The sequence below is a fragment of the Microbacterium sp. AISO3 genome, from assembly GCF_002204305.1.
Taxonomy (GTDB): Bacteria; Actinomycetota; Actinomycetes; order Actinomycetales; family Microbacteriaceae; genus Microbacterium; species Microbacterium arborescens.
In genome coordinates this window covers 342,825-358,462 of sequence record NZ_NHRF01000001.1, presented here as the reverse complement: position 1 = coordinate 358,462, position 15,638 = coordinate 342,825, and the positions used below count along the sequence as shown (strand labels likewise).

General features: G+C 67.7%; 16 protein-coding genes and 2 tRNA genes. 12 read left to right on the top strand and 6 right to left on the bottom strand.

Annotation, left to right across the window (positions count from 1 at the left end):
• Positions 1-51 precede the first annotated feature (51 nt).
• From gyrB to CBF90_RS01650, 5 genes are all read left to right on the top strand, one after another.
• The gene (gene gyrB, locus CBF90_RS01670) at positions 52-2,109 is read left to right on the top strand and encodes a DNA topoisomerase (ATP-hydrolyzing) subunit B (RefSeq protein ID WP_023953429.1); all 2,058 of its coding nucleotides are present in this window, start codon (positions 52-54) and stop codon (positions 2,107-2,109) included.
• Positions 2,110-2,142: 33 nt separating this feature from the next.
• Positions 2,143-4,722: a DNA gyrase subunit A gene (gene gyrA / locus CBF90_RS01665; protein ID WP_023953428.1), complete on the top strand. Its 2,580-nt coding sequence runs from the start codon at positions 2,143-2,145 to the stop codon at positions 4,720-4,722.
• Positions 4,719-5,123: a DUF3566 domain-containing protein gene (locus CBF90_RS01660; RefSeq protein WP_023953427.1), complete on the top strand. Its 405-nt coding sequence runs from the start codon at positions 4,719-4,721 to the stop codon at positions 5,121-5,123. The genes gyrA and CBF90_RS01660 overlap by 4 nt, the downstream gene beginning before the upstream one ends.
• Before the next feature lie 61 nt (positions 5,124-5,184).
• Positions 5,185-5,258: transfer RNA gene (locus tag CBF90_RS01655), tRNA-Ile, on the top strand.
• A 14-nt stretch (positions 5,259-5,272) separates the two neighbouring features.
• Positions 5,273-5,345, top strand: a tRNA-Ala gene (locus CBF90_RS01650).
• Between the two features lie 64 nt (positions 5,346-5,409).
• Here the strand turns inward: CBF90_RS01650 and CBF90_RS01645 are convergent.
• Both CBF90_RS01645 and CBF90_RS01640 read right to left on the bottom strand, forming a co-directional pair.
• Entirely contained in the window at positions 5,410-6,522 is a 1,113-nt protein-coding gene (locus tag CBF90_RS01645) for a S1 family peptidase (RefSeq protein ID WP_242435563.1), read from the bottom strand.
• Positions 6,523-6,653: 131 nt separating this feature from the next.
• Entirely contained in the window at positions 6,654-7,289 is a 636-nt protein-coding gene (locus CBF90_RS01640) for a TetR/AcrR family transcriptional regulator (protein ID WP_197690550.1), read from the bottom strand.
• Between the two features lie 65 nt (positions 7,290-7,354).
• Here CBF90_RS01640 and CBF90_RS01635 point away from each other — a divergent pair, with 65 nt between their 5' ends.
• Complete coding sequence (locus CBF90_RS01635; protein WP_088379738.1) at positions 7,355-8,815, top strand: MFS transporter; 1,461 nt, start codon at positions 7,355-7,357, stop codon at positions 8,813-8,815.
• On the opposite strand, the gene CBF90_RS01630 is transcribed toward CBF90_RS01635, so the two are convergent.
• Together CBF90_RS01630 and CBF90_RS01625 are read right to left on the bottom strand one after the other, a co-directional pair.
• The gene (locus CBF90_RS01630; protein WP_023953421.1) at positions 8,793-9,278 is read right to left on the bottom strand and encodes an aminoacyl-tRNA deacylase; all 486 of its coding nucleotides are present in this window, start codon (positions 9,276-9,278) and stop codon (positions 8,793-8,795) included. The two genes, CBF90_RS01635 and CBF90_RS01630, sit on opposite strands and share 23 nt — an antisense overlap.
• Before the next feature lie 5 nt (positions 9,279-9,283).
• Positions 9,284-9,862, bottom strand: a complete 579-nt coding sequence (locus CBF90_RS01625; RefSeq protein ID WP_023953420.1) for a hypothetical protein — start codon at positions 9,860-9,862, stop codon at positions 9,284-9,286.
• Positions 9,863-9,954: 92 nt separating this feature from the next.
• Here CBF90_RS01625 and CBF90_RS01620 point away from each other — a divergent pair, with 92 nt between their 5' ends.
• Together CBF90_RS01620 and CBF90_RS01615 are read left to right on the top strand one after the other, a co-directional pair.
• Positions 9,955-10,512, top strand: a complete 558-nt coding sequence (locus CBF90_RS01620; RefSeq protein ID WP_036304728.1) for a peptidylprolyl isomerase — start codon at positions 9,955-9,957, stop codon at positions 10,510-10,512.
• Between the two features lie 8 nt (positions 10,513-10,520).
• Positions 10,521-11,420, top strand: a complete 900-nt coding sequence (locus CBF90_RS01615; protein WP_023953416.1) for a rhomboid family intramembrane serine protease — start codon at positions 10,521-10,523, stop codon at positions 11,418-11,420.
• A 76-nt stretch (positions 11,421-11,496) separates the two neighbouring features.
• Here CBF90_RS01615 and CBF90_RS01610 read toward each other — a convergent pair whose 3' ends face one another.
• On the bottom strand, positions 11,497-11,736 hold the full coding sequence (locus tag CBF90_RS01610; RefSeq protein ID WP_023953414.1) for a cell division protein CrgA: 240 nt from the start codon (positions 11,734-11,736) through the stop codon (positions 11,497-11,499).
• Between the two features lie 127 nt (positions 11,737-11,863).
• Here CBF90_RS01610 and CBF90_RS01605 point away from each other — a divergent pair, with 127 nt between their 5' ends.
• The 4 genes from CBF90_RS01605 (at position 11,864) to CBF90_RS01595 (ending at position 13,867) form a co-directional block, all read left to right on the top strand.
• Positions 11,864-12,283, top strand: a complete 420-nt coding sequence (locus CBF90_RS01605) for a hypothetical protein (RefSeq protein ID WP_088379737.1) — start codon at positions 11,864-11,866, stop codon at positions 12,281-12,283.
• An 80-nt stretch (positions 12,284-12,363) separates the two neighbouring features.
• Entirely contained in the window at positions 12,364-13,071 is a 708-nt protein-coding gene (locus CBF90_RS01600) for a class E sortase (protein WP_306460392.1), read from the top strand.
• Positions 13,071-13,229: a hypothetical protein gene (locus tag CBF90_RS18160; protein ID WP_023953408.1), complete on the top strand. Its 159-nt coding sequence runs from the start codon at positions 13,071-13,073 to the stop codon at positions 13,227-13,229. Before CBF90_RS01600 ends, CBF90_RS18160 begins: the two co-directional genes overlap by 1 nt.
• Positions 13,226-13,867 (top strand): aminodeoxychorismate/anthranilate synthase component II, encoded by a 642-nt coding sequence (locus tag CBF90_RS01595; protein WP_023953406.1) that lies wholly within the window; start codon positions 13,226-13,228, stop codon positions 13,865-13,867. The genes CBF90_RS18160 and CBF90_RS01595 overlap by 4 nt, the downstream gene beginning before the upstream one ends.
• Before the next feature lie 18 nt (positions 13,868-13,885).
• On the opposite strand, the gene pknB is transcribed toward CBF90_RS01595, so the two are convergent.
• The gene (gene pknB / locus CBF90_RS01590; RefSeq protein ID WP_172407765.1) at positions 13,886-15,634 is read right to left on the bottom strand and encodes a Stk1 family PASTA domain-containing Ser/Thr kinase; all 1,749 of its coding nucleotides are present in this window, start codon (positions 15,632-15,634) and stop codon (positions 13,886-13,888) included.
• Between the last annotated feature and the right edge of the window lie 4 nt (positions 15,635-15,638).

The following is a 15,638-nucleotide window of genomic DNA, read 5'->3' as shown; positions in this document are numbered from 1 at the left end:
AAGGGTAGACTGGACGGGACTGACCGAACCGATGTGGAGCGCTCGAAACCTATGACGTCTCAGAATCCCGACAGCGTTCCCGAAGACCCCGAAACCCCCGACGCGGCCGAGGCGACCTCGGCCAAGGTCCCGAACGAGTACGGCGCTGACGCGATCCAGGTGCTCGAGGGCCTCGAGGCGGTCCGGAAGCGTCCGGGAATGTACATCGGATCCACCGGTGAGCGTGGCCTGCACCACCTCGTCTACGAGATCGTCGACAACGCCGTCGATGAGGCGCTGGCCGGCTACTGCGACACGATCCACGTGACGATCCTCGAAGACGGTGGTCTTCGCGTCGTCGACAACGGCCGCGGCATCCCGGTCGATCCGCACGCCTCCGACCCGACGAAGTCGACCGTCGAGGTCGTGCTGACCGTGCTGCACGCCGGTGGAAAGTTCGGCGGCGGCGGGTACGCCGTCTCCGGTGGGCTCCACGGCGTCGGATCGTCGGTCGTCAACGCGCTTTCGACGCGCTTCGAGGTCGAGATCAAGCGTCAGGGCTCGGTGTGGCGTCAGACCTTCGCCGACGGCGGCAAGCCGCAGGCTCCCCTCGCCAAGGGCGAGGACAGCGAAGAGACCGGAACGACGGTCACCTTCTGGCCCGACGGTGACATCTTCGAGACGATCGCCTTCGACTACGACACGCTTCGCACGCGCTTCCAGCAGACGGCGTTCCTGAACAAGGGGCTGCGCATCACGCTGACCGACGAGCGCCCCGAGGCGGCCGTCGTCGTCGACCTCGAGGAAGGCGGATCCGAGTCGCAGCAGCGTCACGACGACTTCCACTACGAGCGGGGCCTCGTCGACTACGTCGAGTACCTCAACAAGCTGCGCAAGAGCGAGGTCGTCAACGACGAGATCATCGAGATCGAGTCCGAGGACACGGTGCGTCACATCTCGCTCGAGCTCGCGATGCAGTGGACCACGAGCTACACCGAGAACGTGTTCACCTTTGCGAACACGATCAACACCCACGAGGGCGGCACGCACGAAGAGGGTTTCCGGGCCGCGCTGACCACGCGCGTCAACGCCTACGCCCGCGAGAAGGGCCTGCTCAAGGAGAAGGACGACAACCTCACGGGTGACGACATCCGCGAGGGTCTGACCGCCGTCATCTCCGTCAAGCTCTCCGAGCCGCAGTTCGAGGGCCAGACCAAGACGAAGCTCGGCAACACCGAGGCGAAGGCATTCGTCCAGAAGATCGTCGGCGACCAGCTCACCGACTGGCTCGACCGGAACCCCGCTCAGGCCAAGCGCGTCATCATGAAGGCCGTGGATGCCGCGACCGCGCGCCTCGCGGCTCGCAAGGCGCGTGAGACCGCCCGCCGCAAGAGCGTCTTCGAGTCGGCGTCGATGCCCGACAAGCTCAAGGACTGCACGAGCAAGGACCCGTCGATCTCCGAGATCTTCCTCGTCGAGGGCGACTCGGCCGGCGGTTCGGCCGTGCGCGGCCGCGATCCCGAGACCCAGGCGATCCTCTCGCTCCGCGGCAAGGTGCTCAACGTCGAGAAGGCGCGGCTCGACCGCGCCCTCGGCAACAACGAGATCCAGGCGATCATCTCGGCGTTCGGCACCGGCATCGGCGAGGACTTCGCCGTCGAGAAGGCGCGCTATCACAAGATCGTGCTGATGGCCGATGCCGACGTCGACGGGCAGCACATCACGACGCTGCTCCTGACGCTCCTGTTCCGTTACATGCGCGGGCTCATCGAAGCGGGCTACGTCTACCTCGCGATGCCGCCGCTGTACCGGCTCAAGTGGACCAACGCCGATCACGAGTACGTGTTCAGCGACAAGGAGCGCGACGCGCTCCTGGCCGACGGGCTCGCCAACGGCAAGCGCATCCCGAAGGAGTCGGGCATCCAGCGCTACAAGGGTCTCGGCGAGATGAACCCGAAGGAGCTGTGGGAGACCACGATGGACCACAGCACGCGCACCCTGCGCCAGGTGACGATCGACGACGCGGCTGCCGCCGACGAGATCTTCTCGGTGCTCATGGGCGAGGACGTCGAGTCCCGCCGCACCTTCATCCAGCGCAACGCCAAGGACGTCCGCTTCCTCGACATCTGATCGAGCCGAGCGACATCGAGAAACTGAGAACGTATGTCTGACGAAGAACGTCCCGACCTCACTCCTGCCCACAACCACGGCAACATCGACCAGGTCGACCTCCAGGTCGAGATGCAGCGGAGCTACCTCGACTACGCGATGAGCGTCATCGTGGGACGAGCGCTCCCCCGCGTCGAGGACGGCCTCAAGCCCGTGCACCGACGTGTCATCTACGGCATGTACGACGGCGGATACCGCCCCGACAAGAGCTACTCGAAGTGCGCCCGCGTCGTCGGCGAGGTCATGGGTCAGTACCACCCGCACGGCGACAGCGCGATCTACGACGCGCTCGTCCGCCTCGTGCAGCCGTGGTCGCTGCGCTACCCGCTTGCAGACGGGCAGGGCAACTTCGGGTCGCCGGGCAACCAGGGCGCCGCGGCCCCCCGGTACACCGAGACCAAGATGGCGGCTCTCGCCATGGAGATGGTCCGCGACATCGACGAGGACACCGTCGACTTCGAGGACAACTACGACGGCAAGACGCAGGAGCCTGTCGTCCTGCCCTCGCGCTTCCCGAACCTGCTCGTCAACGGTTCGGTCGGTATCGCCGTCGGCATGGCCACGAACATCCCGCCCCACAACCTGCGCGAGGTCGCCGAGGGCGCGCTGTGGTCGCTCGAGAACCCGGACGCGTCGCGTGAGGAGCTCCTCGAAGCGCTGATGTCGCGGATCCACGGTCCCGACTTCCCCACCGGGGCACAGATCCTCGGCACGAAGGGGATCCGCGAGGCGTACCGGACCGGTCGAGGCTCGATCACGATGCGCGCCGTCATCGAGGTCGAAGAGATCCAGGGTCGCACGTGCCTCGTGATCACCGAGCTGCCGTACCAGGTGAACCCCGACAACGTCGCGCTGAAGATCCGCGACCTCGCGCGTGACGGGAAGATCACCGGCATCGCCGACATCCGCGACGAGACCAGCGACCGCACGGGCCAGCGTCTCGTGGTCGTGCTCAAGCGCGACGCCGTCGCGAAGGTCGTGCTCAACAACCTGTACAAGCACACGCAGCTGCAGGAGAACTTCGGCGCCAACATGCTGGCGATCGTCGACGGCGTGCCCCGCACCCTCCCGCTCGACGGCTTCATCTCCCACTGGATCACCCACCAGATCGAGGTCATCGTCCGTCGCACGCGCTACCGCCTCAACGAGGCCGAGAAGCGCATGCACATCCTGCGCGGATACCTCAAGGCGCTCGACGCACTCGACGAGGTCATCGCGCTCATCCGCCGCTCCCCCACGGTCGAGGAGGCGCGAGAGGGACTGAAGACCCTTCTCGACATCGACGACCTGCAGGCCGACGCGATCCTGTCGATGCAGCTGCGCCGCCTCGCCGCGCTCGAGCGTCAGAAGATCATCGACGAGGCGACCGAGCTCGAGCTGAAGATCGCCGACCTCAACGACATCCTCGCCACCCCCGCACGCCAGCGCTCGATCATCGGCGAGGAGCTGACCGCGATCGTCGACAAGTACGGCGACGAGCGGCGCACGCACATCCTCCACGGGTTCGACGGCGACATGTCGATGGAAGACCTCATCCCCGAAGAGGAGATGGTGGTCACGGTGACACGTGACGGCTACATCAAGCGCACGCGGAGCGACAACTACCGTTCGCAGCACCGCGGCGGCAAGGGCGTCAAGGGTGCCCAGCTGCGCGCGGATGACGTCGTCGAGCACTTCTTCGTCACGACGACGCACCACTGGCTGCTGTTCTTCACGACGAAGGGCCGCGTCTATCGCACCAAGGCGTACGAGCTTCCCGAGGCCGGTCGCGATGCGAAGGGCCAGCATGTCGCGAACCTCCTCGCCCTCCAGCCCGGTGAGGAGATCGCGCAGATCCTCGACATCCGCGACTACGCCGCTGCGCAGTACCTGGTGCTCGCGACCCGTGACGGCAAGGTCAAGAAGACCGCGCTGACCGAGTACGACACCAACCGCCAGGGCGGTGTCATCGCGATCCGCCTGCGCGGTCAGGACGACGAGACCGGCGGCGACGAGCTCGTCAGCGCTCTGCTCGTCGACGAAGGCGACGACATCCTGCTCATCACACGCAAGGGGATGTCGCTGCGCTTCGCGGCCACTGACGACGCGCTGCGTCCGATGGGCCGATCGACCGAGGGTGTGAAGGGCATCTCGTTCCGCGAGGACGACAGCCTGCTGTCGGCATCGGTCGTGCGCGACGAGGGCTACGTGTTCGTCGTCACCGACGGTGGCTATGCCAAGCGCACCTCGGTCGACCAGTACCGCACCCAGAGCCGAGGCGGCCTGGGCATCAAGGTGGCCAAGCTGAACGACGATCGAGGCGTGCTGGCGGGCGGTCTCATCGTGTCGGAGACCGACGAGGTCCTCGTGGTTCTTGCCAGCGGCAAGGTGGTACGCTCCTCCGTGGCCGAGGTCCCGGCCAAGGGTCGCGACACCATGGGCGTCGTCTTCGCCCGGTTCGGTGACGACGACCGCATCCTCGCCATCGCCCGGAACGGCGAGCGTGGACTGACCGAAGACGCGGCATCCGAGGATGCCACCGCCCCGGATGCACCCCCGTCCGCGGATACCGAAGAGAGTGGTTCTGACGCATGAGCACGGTCGCCGACAAACTCGCCAAGAAATCCACGAGCAAGACCAGCGCCAAGCAGGTCCGCCTGCGCCTCGTCTACGTCGATTTCTGGTCTGCCGTGAAGCTGTCGTTCCTGGCGGCCGTGGCCCTGGCGATCGTCACGGTCGTCGCGACCTTCCTCGTCTTCATGGTGCTCAGCACCACCGGTCTCATCGACCGGGTGGACGAGCTCTTCGTGGCGTTCTCGAACGGCGACTTCTCGATCAAGCAGTTCCTGAACCTGCCGCAGGTCATGGCGTTCGCGGCGGTCGTGGCCATCCTCAACCTCATCGTCATCACCGTGCTCGGCGCTGTCGTCGCGGGCATCTACAACGTGATGGTCAAGGTCACCGGCGGCCTGCTCGTCGGCTTCACCTCCAATTAGTAGATTCCCGGATCATCGGGTAAAGTCTTGGAGGTTGCCGGCGCGTGAAGCGCGTCGGTACGGGGCTATAGCTCAGGCGGTTAGAGCGCTTCACTGATAATGAAGAGGTCCCAGGTTCAAGTCCTGGTAGCCCCACCCCGAACCCCCTCGGGGCCTTAGCTCAGCTGGTAGAGCGCCTGCTTTGCAAGCAGGATGTCAGGAGTTCGAATCTCCTAGGCTCCACAGATAAGACGCCGGGTATCCGTTCCAACGGATACCCGGCGTCACTGTTTCGCCGGCGCGTACGTCAGCGCGTGAGCAGCCTCAGACCGTACGCCTGCAGGATCTCGTTCACCGGCTGGAAGTACGTCGTGCCGCCGGTGCTGCAGTTGCCCGATCCACCGGAGGTGACGCCCTGCGCCTGGTTCCCGGCGAGCAGCGAACCGCCGGAGTCTCCGCGCTCGGCGCAGACCGACGTGCGGATGAGGCCCGAGACGATGCCCTCCGCGTAGCGGACGCTGCTGTTGTAGGCCTGCACCTGACCGCAGTGCCAGCCGGTCGTGGATCCGGAGCGGCATACGGTCGCGCCGACGGCTGCGGGCGTCGATCCGGCGACGGCGACGGCGCCGCCCGCGTAGTCGGAGACGGTCGCGACGGGGGTGTGCGACGGCGTCGCGACCCAGGCGTAGTCATCGCCCGGGAAGCTCGAGCCGCGGAACGTCCCGTAGTTCGTCGACGCCCCCGCCCGGCCGCAGTGGCCGGCGGTCACGAACCCGCCCTCGACGGCGAAGCCGACCGAGCAGCGCGAGGTGCCGTTGATCGTGTAGGCGATCCCGCCCTGGATGGTCGCGAACGTCTCGGGCGCCTCGGCCGTGGTCTCCACGCGCACCGCGTCCGCGGGGGCTCCGATCTGCGACGCGACCTCGGATGCCGCCGCATCCCCGAGAGTCTCGACGACCACCTGATTGGTGGTCACGTCGATCCACCACGACGTCACGTCGCCGACGGGTCCGCCTTCTGACAGGCGGGCGGAGATCGCTTCGAGATCGTCGATCGAGTATGTGACCTCGACGGGGACGGCGCCCGCATTCTCGGCTGCCTGCCGCGCGTCAGCGGTCGTCACCGCCGTATAGACGGTGCGGGTCGACTCGTCGAGCCACGAGCCCGCATACGCGGCCCCCGTCTCATCGGCGAGTGTGGCGGTCGTTGCGTTCGCGGTGTCCTGAAACGCGAGGACGTCGAGGGCGCCGGCGGTGTCCGTGCCGAGTTCTTCTGCCATCGCGGAGAGCAGGCCAGGATCGACGCCGCCAGAACCATCGTCGGGCCCGGGTGTCTGAGCCGACGCCGGAGCCGTCATGATGCTCGTGAATGCCAGGCTCAGGGCGGCGATGCCCAGAGCCGAACGGGTCGTTGATTTCACGGGATGTCCTTCCATCGGGGGGAATGAATGGTGGGTACCCACTGGCATCAAAGCATCCTGAGAGCGTTTTGCGAAGGGCCTGCTCGGAAACTTGGACGGAATGTAACAACCCGCGCAACAATCGCGGAAAGTCAGGAGTGCGCGTGGTTCTCCGCGCCCGTGCTGAGGGCGATCCCGTCCATGACCACGGCCACCACCTCTTCGGCCAGCGTCGGCGTCACCGGCAGGTGCCCGAACAGCATCCGGTAGTAGACGGGCGCGGCGAGCATGTCGAGGATCAGCGGGATGTCGACATCGGGGCGGATGTCGCCGCGCTCGATGCCTCGTCGCAGCGCCGCTTCGCTGGAGGCGCGGCGGGGATGGAACAGTCGGTCGAAGAACTGCGTCTCGAGCTCCGGGTCGTGCGCGAGGTCCGCTACGAGCGCCGGAAGGACCGAGCGACCCATCTCCGCGTCGAAGGACGGGCTGAGAGAGCCGATTCCCTCGATGAGGTCGCACCGGGTGCATCCCGTGTCGGGTGTCGGTGCCGCGCCCAGCCGGTCCAAGAGCGCGCTGACGATGAGGTGCTGTCGCGATCGCCACCGGCGGCGAAGCGCCGGGGTGTTCGTCCCCGCCCGCGCGGCGACGTCTTCGAGCGTCAGGCCGCTGTAACCGCGCTCGGCGAGAACCTCGAGCGTCGCACGCCGGATCGCCTCGTCGATGCGCGGATCTCGAGGCCGGCCGCGGCTGGGGCGGACGTCGCGAGCATCGGAAGCGGAGGAAGCCACGGTCACACGATAGTCGTTTATATTGTGTTCTGACATTAAACATAAATCGGTCGAGGGGTTCAGAGATGCCGGAACATCGGGGAAGCGCGTCGTCGCCGTCGTCCACTGCGCGGAGCGGGGTCTTCGATGCCCGCCACCGCGGGCTCACCGCGGGCATCCTGCTCTCCGTGGGGATGGTCGCTTTCGAGTCGCTCGGTGTCGCGACCGTGCTGCCCGTGATCGCCCGCGACCTCGACGGGCTCGGCGCCTACGGGTGGGGGCTGTCGGCGCTGATGCTCGCGAACATCGTGGGAACCGTGACCGCGGGCCACATGGCCGATCGGCGGGGAGCGGCGCGTCCGCTGGCGCTCGGCATGCTGGTCTTCCTGACGGGGTGCATGATCGCCGGTGTCTCGGGCTCGTGGTCGCTCTTCCTGCTCGGGCGGGTGGTCCAGGGAATCGGCGTCGGGGCGGTGATGGCTGCGAGCTACACCGCGATCGGGCGCGCATATCCGGAGTCGCTCCGAGCGCAGATGTTCGCGTTGCTGTCGTCGGCGTGGACCATTCCCTCACTCGTCGGGCCGCTCCTGGCGGGGATAGCCGCCGACCTCGTGGGCTGGCGGTGGGTGTTCGTCGCGATGGTCCCGTTGATCATCGCGGCCATGGCGCTCACGCTCCCGCGACTGCGCCGGGTGGCGGACGCCGGCCCGGCTCACGCGCAGAAGACGACCGCCCGTGGAGCGCGGTGGTGGCGTGGGCCCCTCGCCAGCTCGCTCCTGCTCACCCTCGGAACGGCGCTGCTGCTCCAGGCTCTGCTGCTCGCAGACCTCGTGCTGATGGCGGTCGGTGCGATCCTGGGGCTCGGCGTCGCGCTCGTCGCGTTCCGCCGGGTGACGCCGGAGGGAACGCTGTCCGCCCGCGCCGGTCTCGGAGCCGGCGTGATCGTTCGCCTGCTCCTCAGTGGCGCCTACTTCGGCAGCGAGGCGTTCCTCCCGCTCGCGTTCCAGGAACTGCGCGGGCAGACTCCGGCAGCGGCGGGCCTGGCGCTCTCAGCGGGCGCCCTGACCTGGGTGGCCGGTTCGCTGCTCCAGGCCCGGTGGGACCGTCGCCATCACGGGCGCCGTTCGCGCGCGGTTGCCGGGGGAGCGGCTGTTCTCCTCCTCGGCACAGTCGCTATCGCCGTCACCGCTCTGGTGGACGCGGTTCCCGGGTGGTGCGCGATCGGTGGCTGGGCCATCGGGGGACTGGGCATGGGCATCGCCTTCAATGCGTCGACCACGGACACGATGGAACAGGCCCCCGACGGACAGCAGGGCCAGGTCAGCAGTGCGCTGCAACTGGCTCAGACGCTCGCCACCGCTGTCATCGCGGGCGTGGGCGGAGCGATCGTCGCGTCAGCGGCCGGCGCGGCCGAGAGCCTTCACGCAGCGATCGCGACCGTCTTCGCCGTGACCGCCGCGCTCGCTGCACTCGCGCTCGCACTGTCGGGGCGACTGCGATCTGCGGCGGGGCGATCCGACACAGTCAGCGCGAACGCTGCTCGGTGATGTCGGCGACAGTCGCGCCGTAGGCGGCGATGAGAGCATCGGCGTCGACGAACAGGCTGTACCCGTGCGCGCCGGCACCCATCGCGATGCGTCGGCCCGCGATGGACGAATCGGCGAAGACCGGCCAGTCGTGAGTGCTGCCGATGGGCACGATCGTGCCGCGTTCGTAACCCGTGGCCGCCAGGGCGAGCTCAGGCTCGGGCAGGCGCAGCTTGTTGACTCCCACGAGCGCCCGGAGCTTCGGCCAAGAGATCACCCGGTCGCCCGGGACGAGCGCGAACAGGTAGGTGTCGTCGCTGCGCTTGACCACGAGAGTCTTCACGATGTCGTCGGGCTCGAGTCCGAGGAGCGCTGCGGCCTCATCGAGGCTGGAAGCGTCCGGACGCGGTCGCACGACGACATCGAGCCCACGCTCGGCCGCAGCGAGGCGGACCCGAGACGTGGGCTCGATGTCGTCGGTCATCCGATTCAGGCGTCGGGAGCGCGCAGCGGGTCGTCGGCAACCCACAGCTCGTCGTCGGCGCGGAGCGTCTGCCATGCGGCGTAGAGCACGCCGGCGGCGGCAGCGACACCGAGGACCAGGGCGATGACGCCACCGGCGCCACGCTTCTTCTTCGGCTCGGGCAGTGCGGCACGCGACTGGAACTTCTTCGTCGCCTTCTTGCCGTACTTGGCGGCCTTCTTCTTGACCGACGTCAGGTCGAGGTCGACGCCGCGGCCGTGGGCGAGGCGCTCACGCGTGTCGTTCGCGGCATCCCACACCGAGAGGGCGCCGCCCACGACGGCACCAGCGGCGGGGATGAGGGCGCCGTTGTACACCTTGCGGGTGGCGCGGACGCTCTTGTCGACGTACGGCGCCGCGTACTGCTCGTAGGTGTTCTGAACGGCGGGCTTGACGTGCTCGCGGTTGTAGTTGCCCAGCTGGTGGCCGGCGTCGCGTGCGACTTTGGCGGCCTCTCCCATCAGGACCTGCTGCGACTCCCACAGGGTGTTCGCCTGCTTCTGGAGCTTGCGGAGTTGCTTCTTGCGCTTGCGGCTGAGGCTCACGTGGGCCCTCCCTGCATCGTGGGACGTTTTCCCTCATCTTGCCAGAGAGCGCTCCAGCCAGCAGGGCATTGACAGGTGCGAGAATGGCACACATGCCTCAGCACACCGCAGTAGCGACGATCCACACCAACCACGGCGACATCGTCGTCAACCTTTTCGGCGACCAGGCCCCCCGTACGGTGAAGAACTTCATCGGCCTCGCCGACGGTTCGCAGGAGTGGACCGACCCCGCCACGGGCAAGCCCGGCGAGGGCGCGCTCTACACCGACGTCATCTTCCACCGCATCATCCCGAACTTCATGATCCAGGGCGGCGACCCGCTCGGCCAGGGCATCGGCGGCCCCGGCTACAACTTCGACGATGAGATCAGCCCCGAGCTGGACTTCCAGAAGCCCTACATCCTCGCCATGGCCAACGCCGGACTGCGCCGCAACGCGATCACCGGCAAGGCCGAGGGCACGAACGGCTCGCAGTTCTTCATCACCACCGACCCGACCCCCTGGCTGCAGGGCAAGCACACCATCTTCGGCGAGGTCGCGGATGACGCGTCGCGTCAGGTCGTCGACACGATCGCCTCGGTGAAGACCGGCGCGCAGGACCGTCCGGTCGACCCGGTGGTCATCTCGTCGATCGACGTCGTCACGGTCTGAGGCGGTACGTGAGCGCGTCCGAGCTGCGGAGCAACCCCGACAACTTCTGTTACCGGCATCCCGATCGACAGAGCTTCGTGCTCTGCCAGCGGTGCCTGCGCACCATCTGCGCGGAATGCCAGACGCAGATGCCCGTCGGTGTGATCTGCCCCGAATGTCTGCGTGATCAGCAGAAGAGCTCGGGCGCGCCGCGTCCCCGCCGTGCACCGCGCATCCTGCGTGCGGTGCGCTCCGACGATTCCCGGCCGTTGGTCACGTACGGGATCATCGGCGTGACGTTCTTCGCCTTCGTCGTGGGACTCATTCCCGGCGCGGGCGCGGCGGTGCAGTCGCTTCTGGCGCTGTACCCGCCGCTGCTCTACCCGCAGTTCAGCGGGACCTTCCAGCCATGGCGGCTGTTCACGGTGCTGTTCGTGCACAGCGGCTTCTGGCACGTCGGGCTCAACATGCTCGCGCTGTGGATGCTGGGGCGCAGCCTCGAACCGATGCTCGGACGCAGTCGTTTCCTGTGGCTCTACGTGCTCAGTGGCCTCGGGGGATCCGTCGCGGTCGTCCTGTTCGGCTTCACGTCCGCGGTCGTCGGAGCATCGGGCGCGATCTTCGGACTCTTCGGCGCCTTGCTCGTGATCGGCCGTCACATCGGCGCGAACATCACAGGCATCGCCGTCGTCCTCGGGATCAACCTCGTCATCACGTTCCTGCCCCTGCTCACGAGCGGGCTCGGCGGCGGGGGCGGCGTCCAGATCTCGTGGCAGGCGCATGTGGGCGGACTGGCTGCGGGCGCTCTGGTCGGACTGATCTACGCGCGCACCCGGACGATCCGGCGCCGGAAGCTCCAGATCTGGTTGCTCGGCGCCACCGCGGCGGCCTTGGTCGCCCTGCTCGCCGTGCCCCTCGCGCTGTACTGACGAAAGTTATCCACAGGTCTATCCCCAGGTGGGGATGGAATCACACCGGTGTGATTCACCCGATGTGGAGAACTGGTCAGCGCCACCGCGTGGTCATGAGGAAGCCCACGAAGGCGATTCCGAAACCGATCACCAGGTTCCAGCCGCCGATGCCGGGAACGGGGAGGGTGGAGTTGCTCAGGTAGAAGACGAGCACCCACACGAGTCCGATGAGCATCAGTCCCAGCATGATCGGCTTGAACCAGACCGGGTTAGGTGCGTCATCTGCGGGGCGTCGCTCCACGGTCGGGTCGTCGTGGTCGCTCGAAGATGCCATGGGAGAATCCTAGCCGTCGGACCTCGAAGCGCCCGGGCTCACCCGTCAGGACTCCCACAGGCCCGCCGTGAGAAAGTAGGGGAGTGCTCCGCCTCGGTGACGGCATGCCGAATCGAGAGGGGCCGATATGCCCGCATGGTGGGAACAGATCGTCCACGCAGTAACCGGTCGCGTCAGCCGGCACGATGACCTGCCGGATCTTCGGCAACTGCCGTCGCGGGCGGTGAGACTGGAACGTACCCACTATCTGGTCAACGACCGCGAGCGACAGAGCCGTCATCCGCGTGCCTATGTCCTGCGTACCGAGGTGGACGCATCCCGGGGCAGCGGCAACGTCGCCGCCTTCTCGAACGGCCGTGGCGTCGGATACCTGCCGCAGTCGATCGCGGCCGAAATGCATCCGCTGCTCGATGACCTCGGAGGAGCCGCCGTCGTGAACGGCGCAGGTGCCAGAACCGGCAGCATCCGGCTCTGGATCGACGTGCCGACGCCCGGTTCGGTCCGTGGGCTCGTCGCCACAGTGAGATCTTCCAGGGCCGAGGGATAAACTCTGCGACTGTGCAGAGCACCCGTACGCCGACCCTACGCTCACGTCGGTCGCAGGTGCGTCCGCGGCGACGCGCGAGTGTGATCAGCGTGTTCGGCGAGCTCCTCCTCACCGCCGGTGTCGTGATGCTGCTCTTCGTGAGCTGGCAGATGTGGTTCGGCGACATGATCATCGGATCGCAGAAGCAAGCCGAGGCCGCCGCGCTGGCGCAGCAGTGGCAGACGCAGGCGCAAGAGGCTCCGACGCCCACCGGAGAATCCGGGCCGGCAGACCCTGCGGCGATTCCCGTGATGGCCGAGCCCGAACCGGGCGCCGAGTTCGGCATCATGTATGTCCCGCGCTTCGGTCCCGACTGGCAGTTCACGATCGCCAACGGCACGGGCAAGAAGGCGATCCTCGACCAGGGGCGCATCGGTCACTACGAGGGATCGGCGATGCCGGGCGCCGACGGCAACATGGCGGTCGCCGCGCACCGCTGGACTTCCGGTGCGCCCTTCGACCCGGTCGACCGGCTCGTCGTCGGCGACGCGATCGTCATTCAGACCCAGGACGGCTGGTACACCTACCGCTTCCGGAACGTCGAGTACGTGCAGGACACCGCCATCGAGGTGCTCAACCCGGTTCCGCAGCAGGTGGATGTCAGTGCCAACGGCAAGTACCTCACCCTCACGAGCTGCGCGCCGAAGCTCAACATGCTCGAGCGCATCATCTCGTATGCGGTCTTCGAAGAGTTCACCCCGACCTCGGCGGGACCGCCGGCGTCGCTGACAGAGGGAGTCTCCGCCTGATGTACGGAGCGCTGTGGCGAGTTCTCCCCGGGCCGTGGTGGCTCCGGGTGGTCTTCCTGCTCATCCTCGCGGCCGCGGCCGTCTACGCACTCTTCTTCTGGGTGTTCCCCGCCGTCGCGCCGTTCTTCGCCCCCGGCGAGGAGTCGACGGTAGGGTGACCGCCGTCCTCGTGATCGACAATCACGACAGCTTCATCCACACCCTCGTCGGCTATCTGCGTGAACTCGGCGCCGAGACCGAGATGGTGGAGTCGGATGCCGTCCTCGACCCCTCACGCGTCCTGACAGGCTACGACGGCGTCCTCGTCTCGCCCGGGCCCGGGACTCCCGAGGACGCGGGTGCATCGATCGCCGTCGTACGGGCGGCCGCGGCATCCGCGGTTCCCCTGCTCGGGGTGTGTCTCGGTCATCAGGCGATCGCCGTCGCCTTCGGTGCCACCGTGGGCGAGGCGCCGGAGCTCATGCACGGGATGACCTCGGACGTGCGGCACGACGGGTCGTTCCTCTTCGACGGACTGCCCGACACCTTCACGGCGGGCAGGTACCACTCCCTCGCCGTCGACCCAGCGACGCTGCCGGCCGAGCTGCGGGTGACCGCGCTGGCCCCGGGCGGCACCGTCATGGCGATCGCCCACCGAGTCGCACCCATCGTCGGCGTCCAGTTCCACCCTGAGTCCGTGCTGACTCAGGGCGGATACCGGATGCTGGGAAACTGGCTGGGCTCGCTCGGGCTGATCACCGCGCGGGAGCGTGGCGCCCGGCTGCATCCGCATCGACGGGATGTCGGCGCTGCCTGATCGGACGAGGCGCTGCTCTCAGCTGCCGGTGCAGACCCGGAGGGTGACCGTCGATCCGATCGGCACCTCGCCCGGTGCAAGCGACTGCGACGAGACCGTGCGTCCGCCGGCATCCGCGGCACAGCCCGGATCCTCGACCACCTCGGGGATCAGCTGACGCGACTCCTGCTGGAGCTCGCGCTCGGCTGCCTCGACGGTGTACCCGGTGAGGTCGACCAGGGTCACGGTGCCGCTCGCGACCACGAGGTTCACCGACGATCCCATCGCGAGCGCTGAGCCCTCGGGAGCGGAGGCCTCGATGACCGTGCCGGCGGGCAGGGTCGGATCGTTGCGGGATCGCACGGTTCCCAGTTGCAGTCCGGCGCGCTGCAGCGCCTCGGTCGCTTCGGTGCGTGAGAGGTTCTGCAGCGTCGGGACGGTGGCCATCTCCTGGCCGGTCGAGACGTAGACGGTGACGCGCTGTCCGGGGGACAGGGTGATACCCGCGGCCGGTTCGGTGCCGATGACGTCGCCTGCCGGCACCGCGTCGTCGCTGCGGTCGGAGCGGACGGGATCGAGCTCCGCCTCTTCGATCAGGTTCTCCGCGAGGTCCCAGGACTTCCCGGAGACCTCGGGGACGGTGCGCGAGGTGCTGGGAACGGTCGTCCCGGTGTCGCGGAAGGCGAGCACCCAGATGAGCACCGCGATCAGCAGCGCCGCCAGTACTGCAACGCCGGCCCAGATCCAGCTCACGGGCGGGCCGGACTGCGTACGGCGCATGGTGTTGTCGGTGCTGAGCTGACGCAGCGACCGCGCCGTCTCGGCCGCGTGACGCGGATCCGGTCCGTACAGCTCGCTCGCAAGAGCGCCCATCTGACGCTTCGTCGGCTGCTTGCCGCCGACCGCCTGGTCGAGCGCGGCCCGGAACTCCGTGGCGTCCTGGAATCGCTGGAACGGACTCTTCGCGAGGGCACGCAGCACGACCGCATCGAGCGCCCGCGGTACCTCGTCGACGATCTCCGACGGCGGCAGCGGCGCCTCGCTGACGTGCTGGTAGGCGACCGCCACCGGCGTCTCGCCCCGGAAGGGCGCGCGGCCGGTGAGCAGCTCGTAGAGCACGACACCCGTCGAGTAGAGGTCGGCGCGCGCGTCGACGGGCTCGCCCTTGGCCTGCTCGGGGGAGAAGTAGGCGGCCGTGCCGATGATCGCGGTCGTCTCGGCGACCGTGGACGACGAGTCCGAAACTGCACGGGCGATGCCGAAGTCCATCACCTTGACGTTCCCGGCGTCGGTGATCATGACGTTCCCGGGCTTGATGTCGCGGTGCACGACCCCGGCGCGGTGCGAGTACTCGAGGGCCTCGAGGATGCCGTCGACGTAGCGCACGGCATCCTCCTCGGAGAGCGGTCCGGCTTCGACCATGTCCTTGAGCAGGCGGCCCGTCACGAGCTCCATGACGATGTACGGCACGGAGTGCTCGCTGCCGTCGGGGTCGATCTCGGTATCCTCCCCGGCGTCGAACACGCGCACGATCGACGGGTGGGCCATCCGCGATGCCGCTTGGGCCTCCAGACGGAACCGCATGCGGAAACCGGGGTCGTCCGCGAGCTCGCGCTTGAGCACCTTGATGGCCACGTCGCGCCCGAGGGTCACGTCGTATCCCCGATACACGCTCGCCATTCCGCCGCGCCCGATGGGCTCGTCGATGCGGTAGCGCCCTGACAGCACACGTTGCTCTGCCGACACGTCACTCCCTGCGTTCGACTCGTACTCGGATGTGGGACTCATGGTC

Coding starts and splice junctions, on each gene's coding strand:
- gyrB (WP_023953429.1), top strand. CDS start 52: ATGACGTCTCAGAATCCCGACAGCGTTCCCGAAGACCCCGAAACCCCC.
- gyrA (WP_023953428.1), top strand. CDS start 2,143: ATGTCTGACGAAGAACGTCCCGACCTCACTCCTGCCCACAACCACGGC.
- CBF90_RS01660 (WP_023953427.1), top strand. CDS start 4,719: ATGAGCACGGTCGCCGACAAACTCGCCAAGAAATCCACGAGCAAGACC.
- CBF90_RS01635 (WP_088379738.1), top strand. CDS start 7,355: ATGCCGGAACATCGGGGAAGCGCGTCGTCGCCGTCGTCCACTGCGCGG.
- CBF90_RS01630 (WP_023953421.1), bottom strand. CDS start 9,278: ATGACCGACGACATCGAGCCCACGTCTCGGGTCCGCCTCGCTGCGGCC.
- CBF90_RS01620 (WP_036304728.1), top strand. CDS start 9,955: ATGCCTCAGCACACCGCAGTAGCGACGATCCACACCAACCACGGCGAC.
- CBF90_RS01610 (WP_023953414.1), bottom strand. CDS start 11,736: ATGGCATCTTCGAGCGACCACGACGACCCGACCGTGGAGCGACGCCCC.
- CBF90_RS01605 (WP_088379737.1), top strand. CDS start 11,864: ATGCCCGCATGGTGGGAACAGATCGTCCACGCAGTAACCGGTCGCGTC.
- CBF90_RS18160 (WP_023953408.1), top strand. CDS start 13,071: ATGTACGGAGCGCTGTGGCGAGTTCTCCCCGGGCCGTGGTGGCTCCGG.
- pknB (WP_172407765.1), bottom strand. CDS start 15,634: ATGAGTCCCACATCCGAGTACGAGTCGAACGCAGGGAGTGACGTGTCG.